The 14747-nt window shown below is 47.4% G+C and carries 22 protein-coding genes and 1 tRNA gene; 1 reads left to right on the top strand and 22 read right to left on the bottom strand.

The window, feature by feature from the left end; genetic code table 11:
- Window positions 1–109: 109 nt before the first annotated feature.
- Window positions 110–1156, bottom strand: coding sequence for a transcription termination factor NusA (nusA, locus tag ACZ0NX_RS02110; protein ID WP_060786843.1), 1047 nt, complete (start codon window positions 1154–1156; stop codon window positions 110–112).
- Window positions 1157–1453: 297 nt separating this feature from the next.
- Between nusA and ACZ0NX_RS02105 the strand changes: the two genes are divergently transcribed.
- Window positions 1454–2350: a hypothetical protein gene (locus ACZ0NX_RS02105; RefSeq protein WP_464405224.1), complete on the top strand. Its 897-nt coding sequence runs from the start codon at window positions 1454–1456 to the stop codon at window positions 2348–2350.
- Window positions 2351–2544: 194 nt separating this feature from the next.
- On the opposite strand, the gene ACZ0NX_RS02100 is transcribed toward ACZ0NX_RS02105, so the two are convergent.
- The 21 genes from ACZ0NX_RS02100 to rplN form a co-directional block, all read right to left on the bottom strand.
- Window positions 2545–2630 (bottom strand) — tRNA-Ser (locus tag ACZ0NX_RS02100).
- A gap of 101 nt (window positions 2631–2731) precedes the next feature.
- Window positions 2732–3643 carry a tRNA pseudouridine(38-40) synthase TruA gene (truA, locus tag ACZ0NX_RS02095; RefSeq protein ID WP_060786842.1) on the bottom strand — a complete coding sequence of 304 codons (912 nt, stop codon included), beginning with the start codon at window positions 3641–3643 and terminating at the stop codon, window positions 2732–2734.
- A gap of 40 nt (window positions 3644–3683) precedes the next feature.
- Window positions 3684–5015, bottom strand: a complete 1332-nt coding sequence (locus ACZ0NX_RS02090) for an Mbeg1-like protein (RefSeq protein WP_464405222.1) — start codon at window positions 5013–5015, stop codon at window positions 3684–3686.
- 150 nt (window positions 5016–5165) lie between these two features.
- The gene (gene rplQ / locus ACZ0NX_RS02085; RefSeq protein WP_004131707.1) at window positions 5166–5600 is read right to left on the bottom strand and encodes a 50S ribosomal protein L17; all 435 of its coding nucleotides are present in this window, start codon (window positions 5598–5600) and stop codon (window positions 5166–5168) included.
- A 78-nt stretch (window positions 5601–5678) separates the two neighbouring features.
- Window positions 5679–6674 carry a DNA-directed RNA polymerase subunit alpha gene (locus tag ACZ0NX_RS02080; RefSeq protein WP_060786840.1) on the bottom strand — a complete coding sequence of 332 codons (996 nt, stop codon included), beginning with the start codon at window positions 6672–6674 and terminating at the stop codon, window positions 5679–5681.
- A 79-nt stretch (window positions 6675–6753) separates the two neighbouring features.
- Window positions 6754–7152: a 30S ribosomal protein S11 gene (rpsK, locus tag ACZ0NX_RS02075; RefSeq protein WP_004105468.1), complete on the bottom strand. Its 399-nt coding sequence runs from the start codon at window positions 7150–7152 to the stop codon at window positions 6754–6756.
- A 79-nt stretch (window positions 7153–7231) separates the two neighbouring features.
- A complete protein-coding gene (gene rpsM / locus ACZ0NX_RS02070; RefSeq protein WP_004105472.1) occupies window positions 7232–7609 on the bottom strand; it encodes a 30S ribosomal protein S13 in 378 nt (125 codons plus the stop codon).
- A 144-nt stretch (window positions 7610–7753) separates the two neighbouring features.
- The gene (rpmJ, locus tag ACZ0NX_RS02065; protein ID WP_003842636.1) at window positions 7754–7867 is read right to left on the bottom strand and encodes a 50S ribosomal protein L36; all 114 of its coding nucleotides are present in this window, start codon (window positions 7865–7867) and stop codon (window positions 7754–7756) included.
- Window positions 7868–7888: 21 nt separating this feature from the next.
- Window positions 7889–8107 carry a translation initiation factor IF-1 gene (gene infA / locus ACZ0NX_RS02060; RefSeq protein ID WP_004105485.1) on the bottom strand — a complete coding sequence of 73 codons (219 nt, stop codon included), beginning with the start codon at window positions 8105–8107 and terminating at the stop codon, window positions 7889–7891.
- Between the two features lie 132 nt (window positions 8108–8239).
- Window positions 8240–8800, bottom strand: a complete 561-nt coding sequence (locus tag ACZ0NX_RS02055; protein WP_060786839.1) for an adenylate kinase — start codon at window positions 8798–8800, stop codon at window positions 8240–8242.
- Window positions 8801–8867: 67 nt separating this feature from the next.
- Window positions 8868–10220 (bottom strand): preprotein translocase subunit SecY, encoded by a 1353-nt coding sequence (secY, locus tag ACZ0NX_RS02050; protein WP_060786838.1) that lies wholly within the window; start codon window positions 10218–10220, stop codon window positions 8868–8870.
- Window positions 10221–10425: 205 nt separating this feature from the next.
- On the bottom strand, window positions 10426–10881 hold the full coding sequence (gene rplO, locus ACZ0NX_RS02045; RefSeq protein WP_004131703.1) for a 50S ribosomal protein L15: 456 nt from the start codon (window positions 10879–10881) through the stop codon (window positions 10426–10428).
- Window positions 10882–10883: 2 nt separating this feature from the next.
- Window positions 10884–11066: a 50S ribosomal protein L30 gene (gene rpmD / locus ACZ0NX_RS02040; protein WP_060786837.1), complete on the bottom strand. Its 183-nt coding sequence runs from the start codon at window positions 11064–11066 to the stop codon at window positions 10884–10886.
- On the bottom strand, window positions 11066–11794 hold the full coding sequence (rpsE, locus tag ACZ0NX_RS02035; protein WP_060786836.1) for a 30S ribosomal protein S5: 729 nt from the start codon (window positions 11792–11794) through the stop codon (window positions 11066–11068). Before rpsE ends, rpmD begins: the two co-directional genes overlap by 1 nt.
- On the bottom strand, window positions 11791–12162 hold the full coding sequence (rplR, locus tag ACZ0NX_RS02030) for a 50S ribosomal protein L18 (protein WP_004114376.1): 372 nt from the start codon (window positions 12160–12162) through the stop codon (window positions 11791–11793). The genes rpsE and rplR overlap by 4 nt, the downstream gene beginning before the upstream one ends.
- A 1-nt stretch (window position 12163) precedes the next feature.
- A complete protein-coding gene (gene rplF, locus ACZ0NX_RS02025) occupies window positions 12164–12703 on the bottom strand; it encodes a 50S ribosomal protein L6 (RefSeq protein ID WP_060786835.1) in 540 nt (179 codons plus the stop codon).
- Between the two features lie 16 nt (window positions 12704–12719).
- Window positions 12720–13118, bottom strand: coding sequence for a 30S ribosomal protein S8 (rpsH, locus tag ACZ0NX_RS02020; RefSeq protein WP_004131699.1), 399 nt, complete (start codon window positions 13116–13118; stop codon window positions 12720–12722).
- A gap of 83 nt (window positions 13119–13201) precedes the next feature.
- Entirely contained in the window at window positions 13202–13387 is a 186-nt protein-coding gene (locus ACZ0NX_RS02015; RefSeq protein WP_004114370.1) for a type Z 30S ribosomal protein S14, read from the bottom strand.
- 1 nt (window position 13388) lies between these two features.
- Window positions 13389–13961, bottom strand: a complete 573-nt coding sequence (gene rplE, locus ACZ0NX_RS02010) for a 50S ribosomal protein L5 (RefSeq protein ID WP_004114368.1) — start codon at window positions 13959–13961, stop codon at window positions 13389–13391.
- Window positions 13958–14293, bottom strand: coding sequence for a 50S ribosomal protein L24 (gene rplX / locus ACZ0NX_RS02005; protein WP_004114367.1), 336 nt, complete (start codon window positions 14291–14293; stop codon window positions 13958–13960). Before rplX ends, rplE begins: the two co-directional genes overlap by 4 nt.
- Before the next feature lies 1 nt (window position 14294).
- On the bottom strand, window positions 14295–14663 hold the full coding sequence (gene rplN, locus ACZ0NX_RS02000) for a 50S ribosomal protein L14 (protein ID WP_004114366.1): 369 nt from the start codon (window positions 14661–14663) through the stop codon (window positions 14295–14297).
- Window positions 14664–14747: the final 84 nt, after the last annotated feature.

Below are 14747 nucleotides of genomic sequence, written 5' to 3'. Positions count from 1 at the left end.
CTCGTTCCCTAGGCAAAAAGCTGTTTATAAGCCCAGATTGCAGCTCTTAGCTTACTCGAAACGTTGGATTCTCGGGAGTGTCGCAAGTTTGTTAAATGCTAGCAAAAATCTATTTCGCCGAATTAGAATCGGCGTTCATTTCTTCTTGCTTTTTAGCATGTTCTTCTGCAGACTCAATTCCAATCTTCCAGCCAGTGAGCTTTGCTGCAAGTCGCGCATTCTGACCTTCCTTGCCAATAGCAAGCGAAAGCTGAGAATCGTGAATAAAAGCAACAGCAGTCTGACTTTTTTCGCTAACAACACGAACTTCGGTTACGGTTGCTGGCGACAAAGCTGCGGAAACAAACTGAGCTGGATCTTCCGACCAATCAACAATATCGATTTTTTCTTGACCAAGATTTTCCAATACAGCACGAACACGGGAACCACCAGGGCCAATCAAAGCACCCTTTGGATTAACGCCTTCTGCATTAGCGCGCACAGCAATCTTAGTGCGAGCGCCAGCTTCTCGAGCAATCGCCATAATAGACACAGCTCCCGAAACAAGTTCTGGAACCTCTCGCTCAAAAAGTCTACGCACAAGATCTGGGTGAGACCTAGAAACAACTATTTCTGGGCCGCGCAAACCGCGTGCAACATTAACAACATAAACTCGAATGCGTTCGCCATGGCGGTATCTTTCTCCAGGAACCTGCTCTCTGCGAGGCAAAATGGCCTCAACATCTCCAACAGCAACGTGAATGTTAGAAGGATCTTTAGAATCCTGCTGAACAATTCCGTTAATCAACTTTCCTTTTTGACCAGAAAAAGCTCCAAATACGCGATCGTCTTCCACCTTGCGGAAAAGCTGAGTAATAACCTGACGAGCCGTAGCAGCAGCAAGACGACCAAAATCTCTAGGAGTATCGTCGTACTCTTCGCCAAGAGTATAAGGCGGGTGAGGATTATCTTCTGTAGGAACACCTGGGATTTCATCTCGTGCCCATACAGTAAAGCAGCCAGCGCGCTCATCTAACTCAACGCGAGCATGCCTGGCTGGGTGGGAAGTCTTCATGTATGCAAGACGCAAAGCCTCGGCGAGTGCTTCGTCCAGCTCGTCGGCATTAATCCCCTGCTGAGCCGCAAGCTGATGCATTCCCGCCAAATCCAATTCCATCGTGCATGTCCTCCTGTTGATTCATTTATAAATTCACTTATAAAATTAATTTATTCTTCTTTTATGTTTTTTCACACATAACAAACACGCTAAAATCTAAGTTTAACAGGTCTGCAAAGCGCAAAATTTTATGACTATGATTAAAAATGTTAGACATAAAATGCTGAACAAAAAGCAATCCAACATTGGTCACAGTCACGGACTATTTTAGTAGATTATGCAGACACATTTTGTTTTGTTACAAAGCCTTGATTGGCGCACAAAACATTATCAAACACATGGCAAAAGGTGTTATAAATGCGCGGAAAAAAGTACTTTTTAACAGCTGCAATGCTTATTGCTACTACGCTGATTTTTAGCGCATGTTCTGGATCTAGGCAATTCAATAACACTGCTGTTCATTCTGCTAAAAATAACAATGCTTGCTACAAAGTTCTGCAAAGCGCAAAAACTAATCAAAAAATCGTAGATAAAAAGGGCAAAACTGCAACTAGCAAAGACTTGCAAAATGCTGCTCACTCTTGGAAAAACGTTGCAACGCAATGCAATAGTCGATTTGCACAAGGAGTTGTTTTTAGCGCGCAAAATACTTGGAAGTTGGTTAATTTAAGTCAAAGTGCAGAATCAAGTGCCAACGCGATTAAAATCGCAAATCAAATGGAATCAAACGTTTACAAAAAATTGTACGACTTTTCAAATAACACAAAAGACTTGCATTTATATTGGAATCACGACCCACTTGCAAAAGCGGCATTAGAACAAGATAAACTCGCTTTTATGCTGCAGACTTTAGCAGCAAAAGATGTTGATAACGTTTCACTACGCCAAAGCGATATTACAGCTACGATTGCAAACACACTCATGCACTTTGCTTCAAACGGCAAAGACTTGCGCCAAAAAGTGTACGAAATACCGCAAAAAAATCTGGACTCTGGTGTTGCAAAAGACGAAGCTAGCGAAAAAGATCTTCCAATAGTCGCAATAGCATACATGGATTGCGCACGAGGCGAACTAGACGCGCTAAATCAGGTGATTTTCCCAGCAGATAAAAACGGGAATGTGGATCATAATCAGATTTTTAGCAAAACGAATCAAGATTTTATTGATATTCTTGCAGACATTGCTATTTCGCACATTATAAGCGCGTACTCTTATGGATACCCTAGCGATTCTTCCGCGATTTTTGAGCAATAGCACACTACGATTTATATAGCGCGTTTACGCCACAATATTCCCGAAAATGTTGCTCAACACGCCAAAATCAACAACAAAATCGGGAAGATTTTCCCGAGAATGTAGCTCAAAACCACAAAATCAACAACATAAAGCGGAAATATCACTCGCGCAAGTAAAAAGGGCTTCTAGCGATTTGCTAGAAACCCTGCTTGCGGATGAAGCGAGATTTGAACTCGCGGAGGGTGTAGCCCTCACACGCTTTCGAGGCGTGCTCCTTAGACCGCTCGGACATTCATCCTTTGCGCAACACGCAAATGCTCAAAACGCAAATGCAAAAAGAAACGCAACTTTTCAATTGTAAAACAACCCTAGAATATACAAGCGCATGGCGCGTTGAGCTCATCCAAGCTCCTCAATCGTGCGCTTAGCGCGAATCGCGTTTGCGCGCGCCGCAAGCTCCTCGTCTTTAGGGTATTCAACATATTCCAAAGTCAAACCGTTTGCTGCAATCGGCCCTGTAGAGCCCTCTCTAATCGGATTTTCAATCTTATTTTTAAACCAATCAACTGAGCGCTTTGCACACCCAACTTGCACGCACGCTCCAACAAGCGAACGAACCATGTTATGCGCAAACGCGTCTGCAACAATAGTAAACTCAAGCAAACCGTTTTCAATGCTAGGAATTTTTCCAGTTGATTTAGATAAACAGCTCCCCTGGAAAACACGATTCCAAACAGCCTTTTTAACGCAGCGAATCGTAGTTCCACCAGGATTTGGCCGCGCAAAAGAGCCAAAATCATGCAAACCAACAATCAAAGACGCCGCCTGATTCATGGCATCAACGTTTAAATCGTAGTCAAGCTGCAACACAAAGCCACGCATGCGCGGATCCAAATTAGCGCGATTCGCCGCATCGCTAATCCTATACACGTACGTGCGATCCAACGCAGAAAAACGAGCATCAAAACCGCTTGGCGCAATGCTTACGCTGTGAATTGAAATGTCTTTAGGCAAAACGCCACAGAGCCTATATTCCAAGGCTTTTACTGGCGTAAGATTTGTGTGACCAACGCAATTTTGCAAAACGAATTCCGAAACGTCTAAATGGCAAACCTGGTAAGATGCGTGAACGCCCGTATCTGTGCGGCCAGCAACGCTAAGGCGCAAAGGTTCGCTAGCATCATCTTTATTTACGCGCAAAACCTTATGCAATGCGTCTTCTAAAACACCTTGAACAGTGCGCAAAGTAGGCTGCTTTGCCCAACCATAAAAATCGCCGCCATCATACGCTAAATCTAAACGAAGACGCATTCAAAACCTTTCCAAACAGACTTTCCAAACAGACTTTACACTAGTTTTTCTTATCTGAACCGCCAGCGAGCGCAAAAGCACTCATAACGCTACGAATCAACTCATGTGTTTTTGAATCCATATGCATTGCAATCTTCAATAATTTAGGAACAACCTCCGACCAATGCGCAGACATCTCGTCGAAAGTCGAGTACCCCAAACTGCTAAAAATGCTGTAAACGCTGTCGATTCTGCGCTTTCGCTCTTCAAACGGCAAATTCATCATCCACTCGTTTGCCGCCTTAGAAACGGCCAGAGCGCGCGGAGTTACACAATCGCAGTAGTCAAAATCGCCATCTTTAACTTGCCAATACATACCAAAATGTTGCATTAATCCAATTGAATCGGCAACTGTAACCTTATACGGCACTCCCGTATCCATAATCAATCCAATAAAAGCAGATTGCGGCACAACTTTTTCGATTCTGGAAACAACGCGAGAAAAAACCTTTGGATCAACAACGTCCGAGCCAAAACTAGGGCCGTCCATTGAGTAGATTTTACTAATGTGGTTTCCAAGGCTTCGATCTTGCGCATCCAATCTCATTGCCGCATATGCAGCCATATTCCCGCCTTTTGAATGGCCCACAACAAATATTTGAGGATTATCACTTAAATCGCAATCACTGCTATTTTCTAGATTGATCTTATCTAAATCACTATTCTTAAAATCACTCTTATCTAAATCACTCTTATCTAAATCACTGTCTTCACTATTGTTCTTCTTATTAAACAAATTCGCAAAATAATCCGCAACACTGTTAAAAATCCTACGAATACCGCCACTTTTGCAAGAATCCTTGCACACTCGCCTAGATATAGAGTGCAAATACTCCGCCGCCGACTCCTGCGCGGGCACTGGGCAGCGAAACGCCATGTTAAAGTCTTCCTTCCAGCCAACAAGCGTGTTGTCTGTTCCCCTAAAAGCAACAACAAAGCAGCTAGAGCCAACGCAATCTGTCAAATCAAAAGTAACAGCCGCAAATTGCTGTTCGCAAGAGTCATCAATATTCGACTCGTCAAAACGTTCAAGAACCTCACCAACGCGCATACCGCGATACCTTGGGCTTGCTGCAACCGCCAAAAGTAGATTCTTGCGAAACTCATCTACCTTGGTAGAACCAGAGCTAAACATTGCCGAAAAATCCTCGCCGCGTAGCAAATCGCTTATAGGAACGGTTGCTACTGCGTTAGAATCGTCATTATATTTTGGAATCGATTCAGGCATGCAAACATACGCCAACTCGCATAAAATAAGCGAATCTACGGCATTGAATTTTCGATCCTTAAAGTTAGTAAAATCGGTATTCATTAAATCGAGAATATTTGACATAGTTCAATAGTAGTTGATACCAGATATAGAAAAGATATGTCAGATATAGAAAAACGGGCTGGAGAAATCTCCAACCCGTTTAATAAACCTTTATGCTGGCGATTAATCGCCAAAGATTTACTTACCGATGCATCAAGATGCTAATCTCAACTACTCAGCTGCTTCTTCTTTAGCTGCAACCTTAGTAGCGGACTCAGCTTCCTTAACAACAGCCTTCTTTGGGCTTACTGGCTCAACAACAAGCTCGATAATAGCCTGTGGAGCAGTGTCACCACGACGAGGGGCCATCTTAACGATGCGAGTATAGCCACCTTCACGCTGCTTCATCTGCTCAGCAATCTGAGTGAAAAGCATGTGAACAACGGACTTATTGCGAATTACGCGCAACACGCGGCGGCGCGAATGCAAATCGCCACGCTTAGCGAATGTTACCAAACGCTCAGCGAGTGGACGAAGACGCTTTGCCTTTGGCAAAGTAGTCACAATACGACCGTGCTGGAAGAGGCTTGTAGCCATATTGGCCAGCATCAGGCGCTCATGCGCTGGGCTAGAAGCCAGACGAGGCCCTTGTTTCGGTGTAGGCATTATTACTCCTTATTGCCGCGGAATTCAGGTGGGCAAAAACCCGAACATCCAAAAACCGCGACGATTTGCGGTGGTTGTTTACTCGTCTTCTGGCGAGAAGAACGTGCCACCTTCGAGATTATTGGCGTCAAAGCCAAGCGGTGAAGGCTTAAGAGACAATCCCATGGATTGCAACTTTTCTTTAACCTCATCGATGGATTTCATGCCGAAATTACGAATATCGAGCAAATCCTGCTCAGTGTGGACTACCAGCTCGCCGACTGTGTGGATTCCCTCACGCTTCAAGCAGTTGTAGCTGCGCTGCGTAAGGTTCAAATCCTCAATCGGAGTAGCCATCTGGGAATCAGCTTCCTCCATGACTGGTGCTGGACCAACTTCAACACCCTCAGCATCGACGTTAAGCTCACGGCAAAGACCGAAAAGCTCAACCAAAGTCGAACCTGCGGACGCAACTGCGTCGCGTGGTGTAATAGCTGGCTTGGTTTCCACATCCAGGATTAGCTTATCGAAGTCCGTGCGCTGTTCCACGCGGGTAGCTTCGACCTTATAGCTCACCTTCAAAACTGGCGAGTAGATCGAATCCACTGGAATGCGACCGATTTCGCTGTTTTCCTGCTTATTCATCTGAGCAGGCACGTAGCCACGACCACGCTCCACAGTGAACTCAATTTCGAGCTCGCCATCTTCAGCAAGTGTAGCGATATGCATCTGTGGATTGGCAATAGTGACGCCAGCAGGAGGAGTAATATCTCCAGCTGTTGCTTCACCTTTACCGCTCTTGCGTAGATACATCACTACAGGCTCGTCATACTCACTTGTAAGTACGATGCCCTTGATGTTCAGCAGGATTTCAGTGACATCCTCTTCAACACCTGGCAGAGTCGTGAACTCATGAAGAGCGCCAGAGATGCGTACCGAAGTAACGGCCGCACCTGGAATGGAGCTCAACAGGGTACGACGCAGCGAATTGCCGAGCGTGTATCCGAAACCTGGTTCCAACGGCTCAATAGTAAAGCGAGAACGCTGGGGATTCAGTGATTCCTCGGTAAGTGTTGGACGCTGTGCGATAAGCACTTTTGTATCCTTTCAGCTTCTGGTCGGTGGTGCACTCGCCGCCCATAAGCGGGTTGGATGGATGGATTCGTAAGAGTGCTCAGACGCGGCGACGCTTTGGTGGGCGAACGCCGTTATGCGCTTGTGGGGTGACGTCGGTAATAGAACCGACTTCAAGACCCGCGGACTGAAGGGAACGGATTGCGGTTTCGCGACCGGAACCTGGACCCTTAACAAACACGTCGACCTTTTTAAGGCCATGTTCCATTGCCTTACGAGCGGCAGACTCAGCGGCCATACCTGCAGCGTAAGGAGTCGACTTACGGGAACCCTTAAAGCCGACATCGCCACCAGAAGCCCAAGAGAGGACTGCACCCGATGGATCGGTGATGGAAATAATCGTGTTATTGAATGTTGATTTAATATGCGCCTGCCCAACCGGTACCGACTTGCGGTCCCGGCGACGCGGCTTGCGCGAGGCTTGCTTTGCAGCTGCCATTGACCCTCGTTTCCTATGACGAATTAGTTGGTATGTCTAGGCGATGAGAATTAACTCGTGGCCTAGAGCCGACCACCGACTATCGGGTGGCCTTCTTCTTCCCGGCGACAGTACGCTTTGGACCCTTGCGGGTACGAGCATTAGTCTTAGTACGCTGACCACGCACAGGAAGACCCTTGCGATGACGCTGGCCTTGATAGCAGTTGATCTGAATCTTACGACGGATGTCGGCGTCGATTTCACGACGCAAATCGCCTTCAATCTTGTAGTTGGCCTCAAGATAATCACGCAAAGTGATTAACTGTTCATCCGTAAGATCCTTGACGCGGGTATCCGGATTAACACCGGTCGCGGCAAGCGTTTCCTTAGCGCGAGTGCGACCTACACCAAAAATATAGGTGAGGGCAATCTCAATGCGCTTCTCATTGGGAATATCTACTCCGGCAAGACGTGCCATTGTAATTCCTTTACTATTACGCAGGTCGTGCACCAAGTCTCCCGCAATAATAGCAATTGATTGCGGCCTGGGCCTGCGCACCCAGGGTTCAGCTTAAGCTGCGACTTAGCGCCTTATTCCTTTATCTTCGCGGTGGAGATCCACTCAGCCCTGACGCTGCTTATGACGTGGGTTGATGCAAATCACCATGACGCGACCGTGACGGCGGATCACGCGGCAGTTTTCGCAGATCCTCTTCACGCTAGGGCTGACCTTCATGGTTTTCCTTTGCTTGTACCTTTACTTATAACGGTACGTAATACGTCCGCGGTTCAAATCGTAAGGACTCATCTCCAGCACAACACGATCTTGCGGAAGAATACGAATGTAATTCTTGCGCATTTTCCCCGAAATCGTAGCTAGTACAATGTGCTCGTTCTCAAGCTGAACGCGAAACATCGCGTTAGGCAGTGCTTCCACTACCGTGCCTTCGACTTCAATCACACCGTCTTTTGCCATGAGCCTCGTTCCGTTCCTTGGACATACTACTTCGCGCATCCGAAGACACGCCAATCTTCTATGATACAGTAAATGCGCCCAATACAACACTCGGCGTGTCGCAAGGACGCATTTATAGTACAAAGATTTTTCTTATACCAAAGATTCAACTATGCGATTGTTGATTTCGGCAATGTCTCCAACGCCATCAACCTCAACAAGCTGACCACGGCTTTCGTAAATATCCAGCAATGGAGCTGTTTCCTTCTCGTAGGTTTCCAAACGCTTAGCAATCACTTCTGGAGTGTCGTCGGAACGACCCTGCTCAATAGCGCGCTTTTGCATGCGCTCAAGCAAAACCTCACGCTCCGCCTCAAGAGCAACAACATGATCCAAAGGAGTTCCAAGCTCTTCAAGCATAAGATCAAGAGCCTTAACCTGAGAAGCGTTACGTGGATAGCCATCCAGAATCCAACCATTCTTTGCATCATCTTGAGCAAGACGATCCTTAACAATGCTATTTGTTAATTCATCTGGAACAAGCTCACCTTTATCGAGATAACCTTGAACCTTTTTTCCAAGCTCCGTTTGATTCTTTAAGTTGTAACGGAAAATGTCGCCAGTGGAAATAGCAGGAATATTGTAATGCTCGGCAAGCAAAGCAGCCTGAGTACCCTTACCTACTCCTTGCGGTCCCATAATTAGCAATCGCATATTAATCTCCTTGTTTTATGCTCCATTGCAATCTTGCAAAACCTTAACAATCTTATTTGTAACAATCCTATTTGCTGGCAGCAACAGCAGACTGCTTATTTTTGCCGTGATCAAACAGGAATCCAGCATACTGGAATTGCTCCGTTTGAGCCTTAGCTTGGCGCAAAGTATCCAAGCCAACGCCTGCAATAATAAGAATTGTTGTACCACCAAATGGAAGCTTCATATTAAGGTGCAAAGACATAATCAAAACTGTTGGAATCAAAGCAACAAACAGTAAGTAGATAGCACCAACTGTGTTAAGTCTGTTCATAACGTAGCTAAGATAATGGCTTGTAGCGCTACCAGCACGAATGCCAGGAATAAAGCCGCCGTATTCCTTCATGTTGTCTGCAGTTTCATCTGGATTAAAAGTAATCTCGGTGTAGAAGAAGCAGAAGAACACAATCATAACAGTGTACAGAACAATGTACCAAGCAGAAGTGGAATTAGCTAAATTAGCATTAATCCAGCGCACCCAGCCCTTGCTGCTGTCTCCAAATTGAGCAAGAAGAGTTGGAATAGCAAGAATAGAAGATGCAAAGATTGGTGGAATAACACCACTCATATTTACCTTTAATGGCAAGTAGGTGGAAGAGCCACCATACATCTTTCTACCAATCATTCGACGTGTGTACTGAACAGGGATTCTACGCTGTGCAAGTTCCACAAAGTCAACGAAGATAAGAATAACAAGAAAAACGCCAGCAACAATGGAGAACTTAGTCCAATCTCCATTAAGACCATTAGTACCCCAACCAATTTCCCACAACTTTGGAAGGAATCCAGAGCAGATGGACATAAAGATTAATACAGACATGCCTTGGCCAATACCCTTATCGGTAATAAGCTCTGCCATCCACATTATGAGGCCAGTGCCACCAGTCATGATTAAGACCATTACAATAAGGCTCCACATAGAACCGTCTGGAATAACCTGACCGCACTGATAGTTGAATAACGCACCAGAACGAGCTGTAACCAAAATGGTGGTGGACTGTAAAATAGCCAAGCCAATGGTCAAATAACGCGTATACTGAGTAAGCTTTGTTTCTCCAGACTGACCCTCTTTATGAAGAGCCTCAAATCGAGGAATTACAACTCTAAGCAGCTGAATAACAATGGACGCAGTAATGTATGGCATAACGCCCAATGCAAAAATCGAAAGCTGCAAAAGAGAACCGCCAGAGAACAGGTTCACCAAACCAATAAAGTTCTCGCTAGAAGAAGCCAACTTAGCAGTACAAGCTCGAATAACTTTGTAGTCAACTCCAGGAATTGGAATAAAAGAACCAATCCTGTAGATGATAATCATTGCGAAGACGAAGAGGATCTTGTTCCTCAGCTCCTTCGTTTTGAAGGCCTGGATTAACGTTTTCACCTGGGTCTTCCTCCCTTTTTTGCGCTACAATCTAGGCGCATCAGTAAAAAAACAAACTCTGAGGCAATAGTTTATATCACGGTACATACCGAAACAATGGTTCCGTGAGTTGTGTAATAAATAATCCCCCTAGCCTAAAGCTAGAGGGATTATTGAACAGTTAAATCACTGCGTATTAGCTAATCGACTAATTAGCTGAGTATTACTACTCTTCGCTAACAGAGCCGCCAGCAGCTTCAATCTTGGCCTTAGCAGATGCAGAAGCCTTAACTCCCTTAAGAGTTAGAGCAACCTTAAGATCGCCATCGCCCAAAACCTTAACTGGGTAACCATCACGCACAGCGCCCTTAACTACCAAATCAGCAACAGTGACTTCGCCACCCTTTGGGAAGAGTTCTGCAAGGGCTGCAACATTAACAACCTGGAACTCCTTCTTGAATGGGCTCTTAAAGCCACGAAGCTTAGGCAAGCGCATGTAAAGTGGAAGCTGGCCGCCTTCAAAGCCTGGACGAACTTGGTAACGCTTCTTCGTACCTTTATCTCCACGACCCGAAGTCTTACCCTTAGAGCCTTCACCACGACCCACGCGGATGCGATCCTTCTTAGCTCCTGGAGCTGGACGCAACGTGTGCATGTGCAACATTGGTTCTTCATTAGCCATAATCAGTCAACCTCCTCAACGCTTAGCAAGTGGCGAACGGCCATAACCAAGCCACGATTGACTGGATTGTCCTCGCGAACAACGCTCTGGCCAATCTTGTGAAGGCCAAGAGTCTTAACGTTCGCGCGCTGACGCTCGGTGGAATGAACCAAACCGTGCACCAGAGTGATCTTTAAGTTAGCCATCACTCACCATCCTTTGCCTGGGCAGCCTTAGCAGCCTGAGCTTCTTCACGAGCCTTGCGAGCTTCGGCAATGCCAGCAGCGCGCTCACGAAGCAATGCGTCTGGTGCAACTTCCTCGAGGGAAAGTCCACGACGAGCGCAAATTTCTTCTGGCTCTTCAAGCTTCTTCAAAGCATCCACAGTAGCGCGAACCACGTTAACAGCGGTTGCGGAGCCCATGGACTTGGTGAGGATATCGGTAATGCCAGCGCACTCCATAACAGCACGCACAGCGCCACCTGCGATTACACCAGTACCTGGAGCAGCTGGACGAAGCAAAACTGTACCAGCAGCATCGTGACCCAACACAGGGTGGGTAACGGTGCCACGAATGCGTGGAACAGTAAACATGTGCTTCTTAGCGTCAAGCTGACCCTTAGCGATAGCTGCTGGAACTTCGCGAGACTTACCGTAACCAACACCAACAGTGCCCTTACCGTCGCCAACAACAACAAGTGCTGCAAAGCTAAAGGTACGACCACCCTTGTGGGTCTTGGAAACACGGTTAATAGTAACTACGCGATCCAAAAGCTCTTCGCCGCGGTTTTCTTCACGACGGTTACGACGCTCGCTACGCTTACCTTCGCCCTTAGAACGACGGGAACGACGATCGTCGGTACGCTCCTCAGCGGATGCCTGAGTGTTCTGAGTTTCTTCAGCCACTTGGGTTTCCTTTTCGTTATCGCTCACAGTGCTAGACCTCCCTGACGGGCGCCTTCAGCTACGGCTGCGACGCGACCATGATACTTATTACCGCCACGATCGAAGATAACAGCGGTGATTCCCGCTTCCTTCGCCTTGGCTGCGATTAACTCGCCAACCTTGGTAGCAGCTTCAGTCTTCGTACCAGTAAAACCAGCGAAGTCAGAAGTCAAGGTGGAAGCGCTTACAAGGGTAAGACCCTTGGTGTCATCCACAATCTGAGCAACCATGTGACGGTTAGAACGAGAAACTACCAAACGTGGGCGCTCTGGAGTACCAGAAATGCGCTTACGAAGACGGGCGTGACGACGCAAACGTGCGACTTTGGTACCCTTACCGAAAATCTTAACGCTCATATCACTTACCAGCCTTTCCAGCCTTGCGCAAAATACGCTCATCGCTGTACTTAATGCCCTTGCCCTTATAAGGTTCTGGAGCACGAAGCTTGCGAATGTTAGCGGCAGCCTGACCAACGGCCTGCTTGTCAGTACCCTTGACGATTACCTGATTTGCGTTTGGCAATTCAAACTCAATGCCCTCAGGTGGCTGAACGGTAATGGTGTGCGAATAACCGAGCGAGAACTCAATGCCCTTGCCCTTCATTACAGCACGATAACCAGTTCCAACAATGTCTAGAGTCTTGGTGTAGCCTTCGTGCACACCCTTAACCATAGACGCCACGATTGCGCGAGCCAAACCGTGCTTTGCACGAGTTGGACGCAAATCGTCAACTGGGGTCAAAACAATCTTGCCATCAGCAACTTCAGCGGTAATACCTTCTGGAATTACATAGGAATCAGAGCCCTTAGCACCCTTAGCGCTAAAGGACTGACCTTCAATCTTAACTTCCACGCCTGCAGGAATGTCGACGGGGAGCTTACCAATATGCGATGCCATTTTCAGCTCTCCTTTCTCACCATACGTAGGCGACAATCTCGCCGCCAATGCCTCGATCGAGGCATTCCTTCTGAGTCAACAATCCCGAGCTGGTCGAGATAATAGCGATACCGAGACCGCCAAGAGGCATAGGCAAAGAATCAGACTTTGCGTAACGACGCAAGCCTGGCTTAGAAATGCGCTTAATGCCCTGGATGGAACGCTGACCATTGGAGCCATACTTTAAAGTGACTTCCAAAGTCTGTCCAACCTTAGCTTCTTTAGCAGCGAAGTCTTTAATATAGCCTTCGCGCTTAAGAATCTCGGCGATATTCGCCTTGAACTTGGAGTACGGCATTTCCACGATATCGTGCTTTGCCGCGCTCGCATTACGCAGACGTGTCAACATGTCTGCGATAGGATCTGTCATTGTCATGTTGGGCTAACGCCCTTTCTCGCCGTGGTTTCCACCGCCTGTTTGTTTTAATTAATAAAGCAGTGGACCTTCAGCGTCGATATTTACCAACTGGACTTCGTAACACCCGGCAGTTCACCGCGATGTGCCTTTTCACGAAGGCATACACGGCACAGACCGAACTTGCGATACACGGAGTGAGGACGACCACAAACCTGGCAACGCGTATAAGCGCGCACCTTGAACTTCGGCTTAGCGGCCGCCTTGTTTTTCAGAGCGGTTTTTGCCATATCAGTTCTCCTTGAATGGGAAACCGAGGTGCTTAAGTAGCGACTTCGCTTCCACATCGTCCTTGGTGGTGGTCACCACGGTGATGTCCATACCACGCTGATGATCAATCGAATCAGGATCAATCTCGTGGAACATTGACTGCTCCGTAAGACCGAAGTTGTAGTTACCCTGACCGTCGAACTGGTTGCCATTAATACCACGGAAATCGCGGATACGTGGCAGAGCCAGAGTGAGCAAACGATCCAAGAACTCCCACATACGATCACCGCGAAGAGTTACGTAAGCGCCAATAGCCTGACCTTCGCGCAAATGGAACTGCGCAACAGACTTCTTAGCCTTGGTAACCTTTGGCTTCTGACCAGTAATCAAAGTGAGATCCTTAATCGCACCTTCGATGAGCTTGGAATCACGAGCTGCAGCGCCAACGCCCATAGAGACGACGACCTTCTGCAAACGAGCCACCTGCATAGGATTAGTGTGGCCAAATTCCTTTTCCAAAGCTGGAACGATTTGATCATTGTATTGCTGCTTTAAGCGCGGAGTTGCCGGCGCCTCAACTGTAGTATCGGTCATGCCAGCTCCTTTCCGGACTTCTTAGCTACACGCACGCGCACGGTCTTTACCTTGCCGTCGCGAGCTTCTTGCTTAACAATCACGCCCACGCGGGTTGGCTGCTTGGTCTCTGGGTCAATCACCATAACGTTAGAACGGTGAATTGGAGCCTCAACAGAGACGATGCCTGCCTGCTGACCCTGCTGGGTAGCACGCACATGCTTCTTAACAACCTGAACACCCTCGACGATCAAACGGTCTTCGGCGAGTACACGAAGTACTTTGCCTTCCTTACCGCGATCCTTGCCGCGGATAACCTTTACCTGGTCGCCGGACTTAATCTTGGCTACCATCTCAGATCACCTCCGGGGCGAGGGACACAATCTTCATGAAGCGCTTATCGCGCAATTCACGACCGACTGGTCCAAAGATACGAGTGCCCTTTGGTTCACGGCCAGAGCCGAGAATAACAGCGGCGTTCTCGTCGAACTTAATATAGGAACCATCAACACGACGATGTTCCTTGACAGTACGGACGACGACAGCCTTAACTACGTCGCCTTTCTTGACCGACCCGCCAGGAATAGCATCCTTAACGGAGGCGACGATAATGTCGCCGATGCCGGCATAGCGTCGCTTCGATCCACCGAGCACGCGGATGGCAAGCAATTCCTTAGCACCCGTGTTGTCGGCGACATGAAGCCGCGTTTCCTGCTGAATCATTGATTCTCCTTAGTCGAGCTGGTTCTCCCCGCTCACCCGTACCGCTCAAATAAGCAGCACAGGTGAAGCGCGGAGCCTTGCTGA

The organism is Gardnerella rara, from assembly GCF_055452355.1.
Note: the sequence above shows the minus strand (reverse complement) of the source record. Positions and strands in the feature narration are given on the sequence as shown.

Bases quoted from the DNA above. Each gene is read 5' to 3' on its own strand.
- ACZ0NX_RS02105 (WP_464405224.1), top strand. From the start codon at position 1,454: ATGCGCGGAAAAAAGTACTTTTTAACAGCTGCAATGCTTATTGCTACT.
- ACZ0NX_RS02090 (WP_464405222.1), bottom strand. From the start codon at position 5,015: ATGTCAAATATTCTCGATTTAATGAATACCGATTTTACTAACTTTAAG.
- rplO (WP_004131703.1), bottom strand. From the start codon at position 10,881: ATGGCTAATGAAGAACCAATGTTGCACATGCACACGTTGCGTCCAGCT.
- rpsM (WP_004105472.1), bottom strand. From the start codon at position 7,609: ATGGCACGTCTTGCCGGAGTAGATATTCCCAATGAGAAGCGCATTGAG.
- rplN (WP_004114366.1), bottom strand. From the start codon at position 14,663: ATGATTCAGCAGGAAACGCGGCTTCATGTCGCCGACAACACGGGTGCT.
- rplR (WP_004114376.1), bottom strand. From the start codon at position 12,162: ATGAGCGTTAAGATTTTCGGTAAGGGTACCAAAGTCGCACGTTTGCGT.
- rpmJ (WP_003842636.1), bottom strand. From the start codon at position 7,867: ATGAAGGTCAGCCCTAGCGTGAAGAGGATCTGCGAAAACTGCCGCGTG.
- rplE (WP_004114368.1), bottom strand. From the start codon at position 13,961: ATGACCGATACTACAGTTGAGGCGCCGGCAACTCCGCGCTTAAAGCAG.
- rplF (WP_060786835.1), bottom strand. From the start codon at position 12,703: ATGGCATCGCATATTGGTAAGCTCCCCGTCGACATTCCTGCAGGCGTG.
- truA (WP_060786842.1), bottom strand. From the start codon at position 3,643: ATGCGTCTTCGTTTAGATTTAGCGTATGATGGCGGCGATTTTTATGGT.
- rpmD (WP_060786837.1), bottom strand. From the start codon at position 11,066: ATGGCTAACTTAAAGATCACTCTGGTGCACGGTTTGGTTCATTCCACC.
- rpsK (WP_004105468.1), bottom strand. From the start codon at position 7,152: ATGGCAGCTGCAAAGCAAGCCTCGCGCAAGCCGCGTCGCCGGGACCGC.
- ACZ0NX_RS02055 (WP_060786839.1), bottom strand. From the start codon at position 8,800: ATGCGATTGCTAATTATGGGACCGCAAGGAGTAGGTAAGGGTACTCAG.
- rplQ (WP_004131707.1), bottom strand. From the start codon at position 5,600: ATGCCTACACCGAAACAAGGGCCTCGTCTGGCTTCTAGCCCAGCGCAT.
- rpsH (WP_004131699.1), bottom strand. From the start codon at position 13,118: ATGACAATGACAGATCCTATCGCAGACATGTTGACACGTCTGCGTAAT.
- rplX (WP_004114367.1), bottom strand. From the start codon at position 14,293: ATGGTAGCCAAGATTAAGTCCGGCGACCAGGTAAAGGTTATCCGCGGC.
- nusA (WP_060786843.1), bottom strand. From the start codon at position 1,156: ATGGAATTGGATTTGGCGGGAATGCATCAGCTTGCGGCTCAGCAGGGG.
- infA (WP_004105485.1), bottom strand. From the start codon at position 8,107: ATGGCAAAAGACGGTGTGATTGAAGTCGAAGGCACGGTAGTGGAAGCA.
- ACZ0NX_RS02015 (WP_004114370.1), bottom strand. From the start codon at position 13,387: ATGGCAAAAACCGCTCTGAAAAACAAGGCGGCCGCTAAGCCGAAGTTC.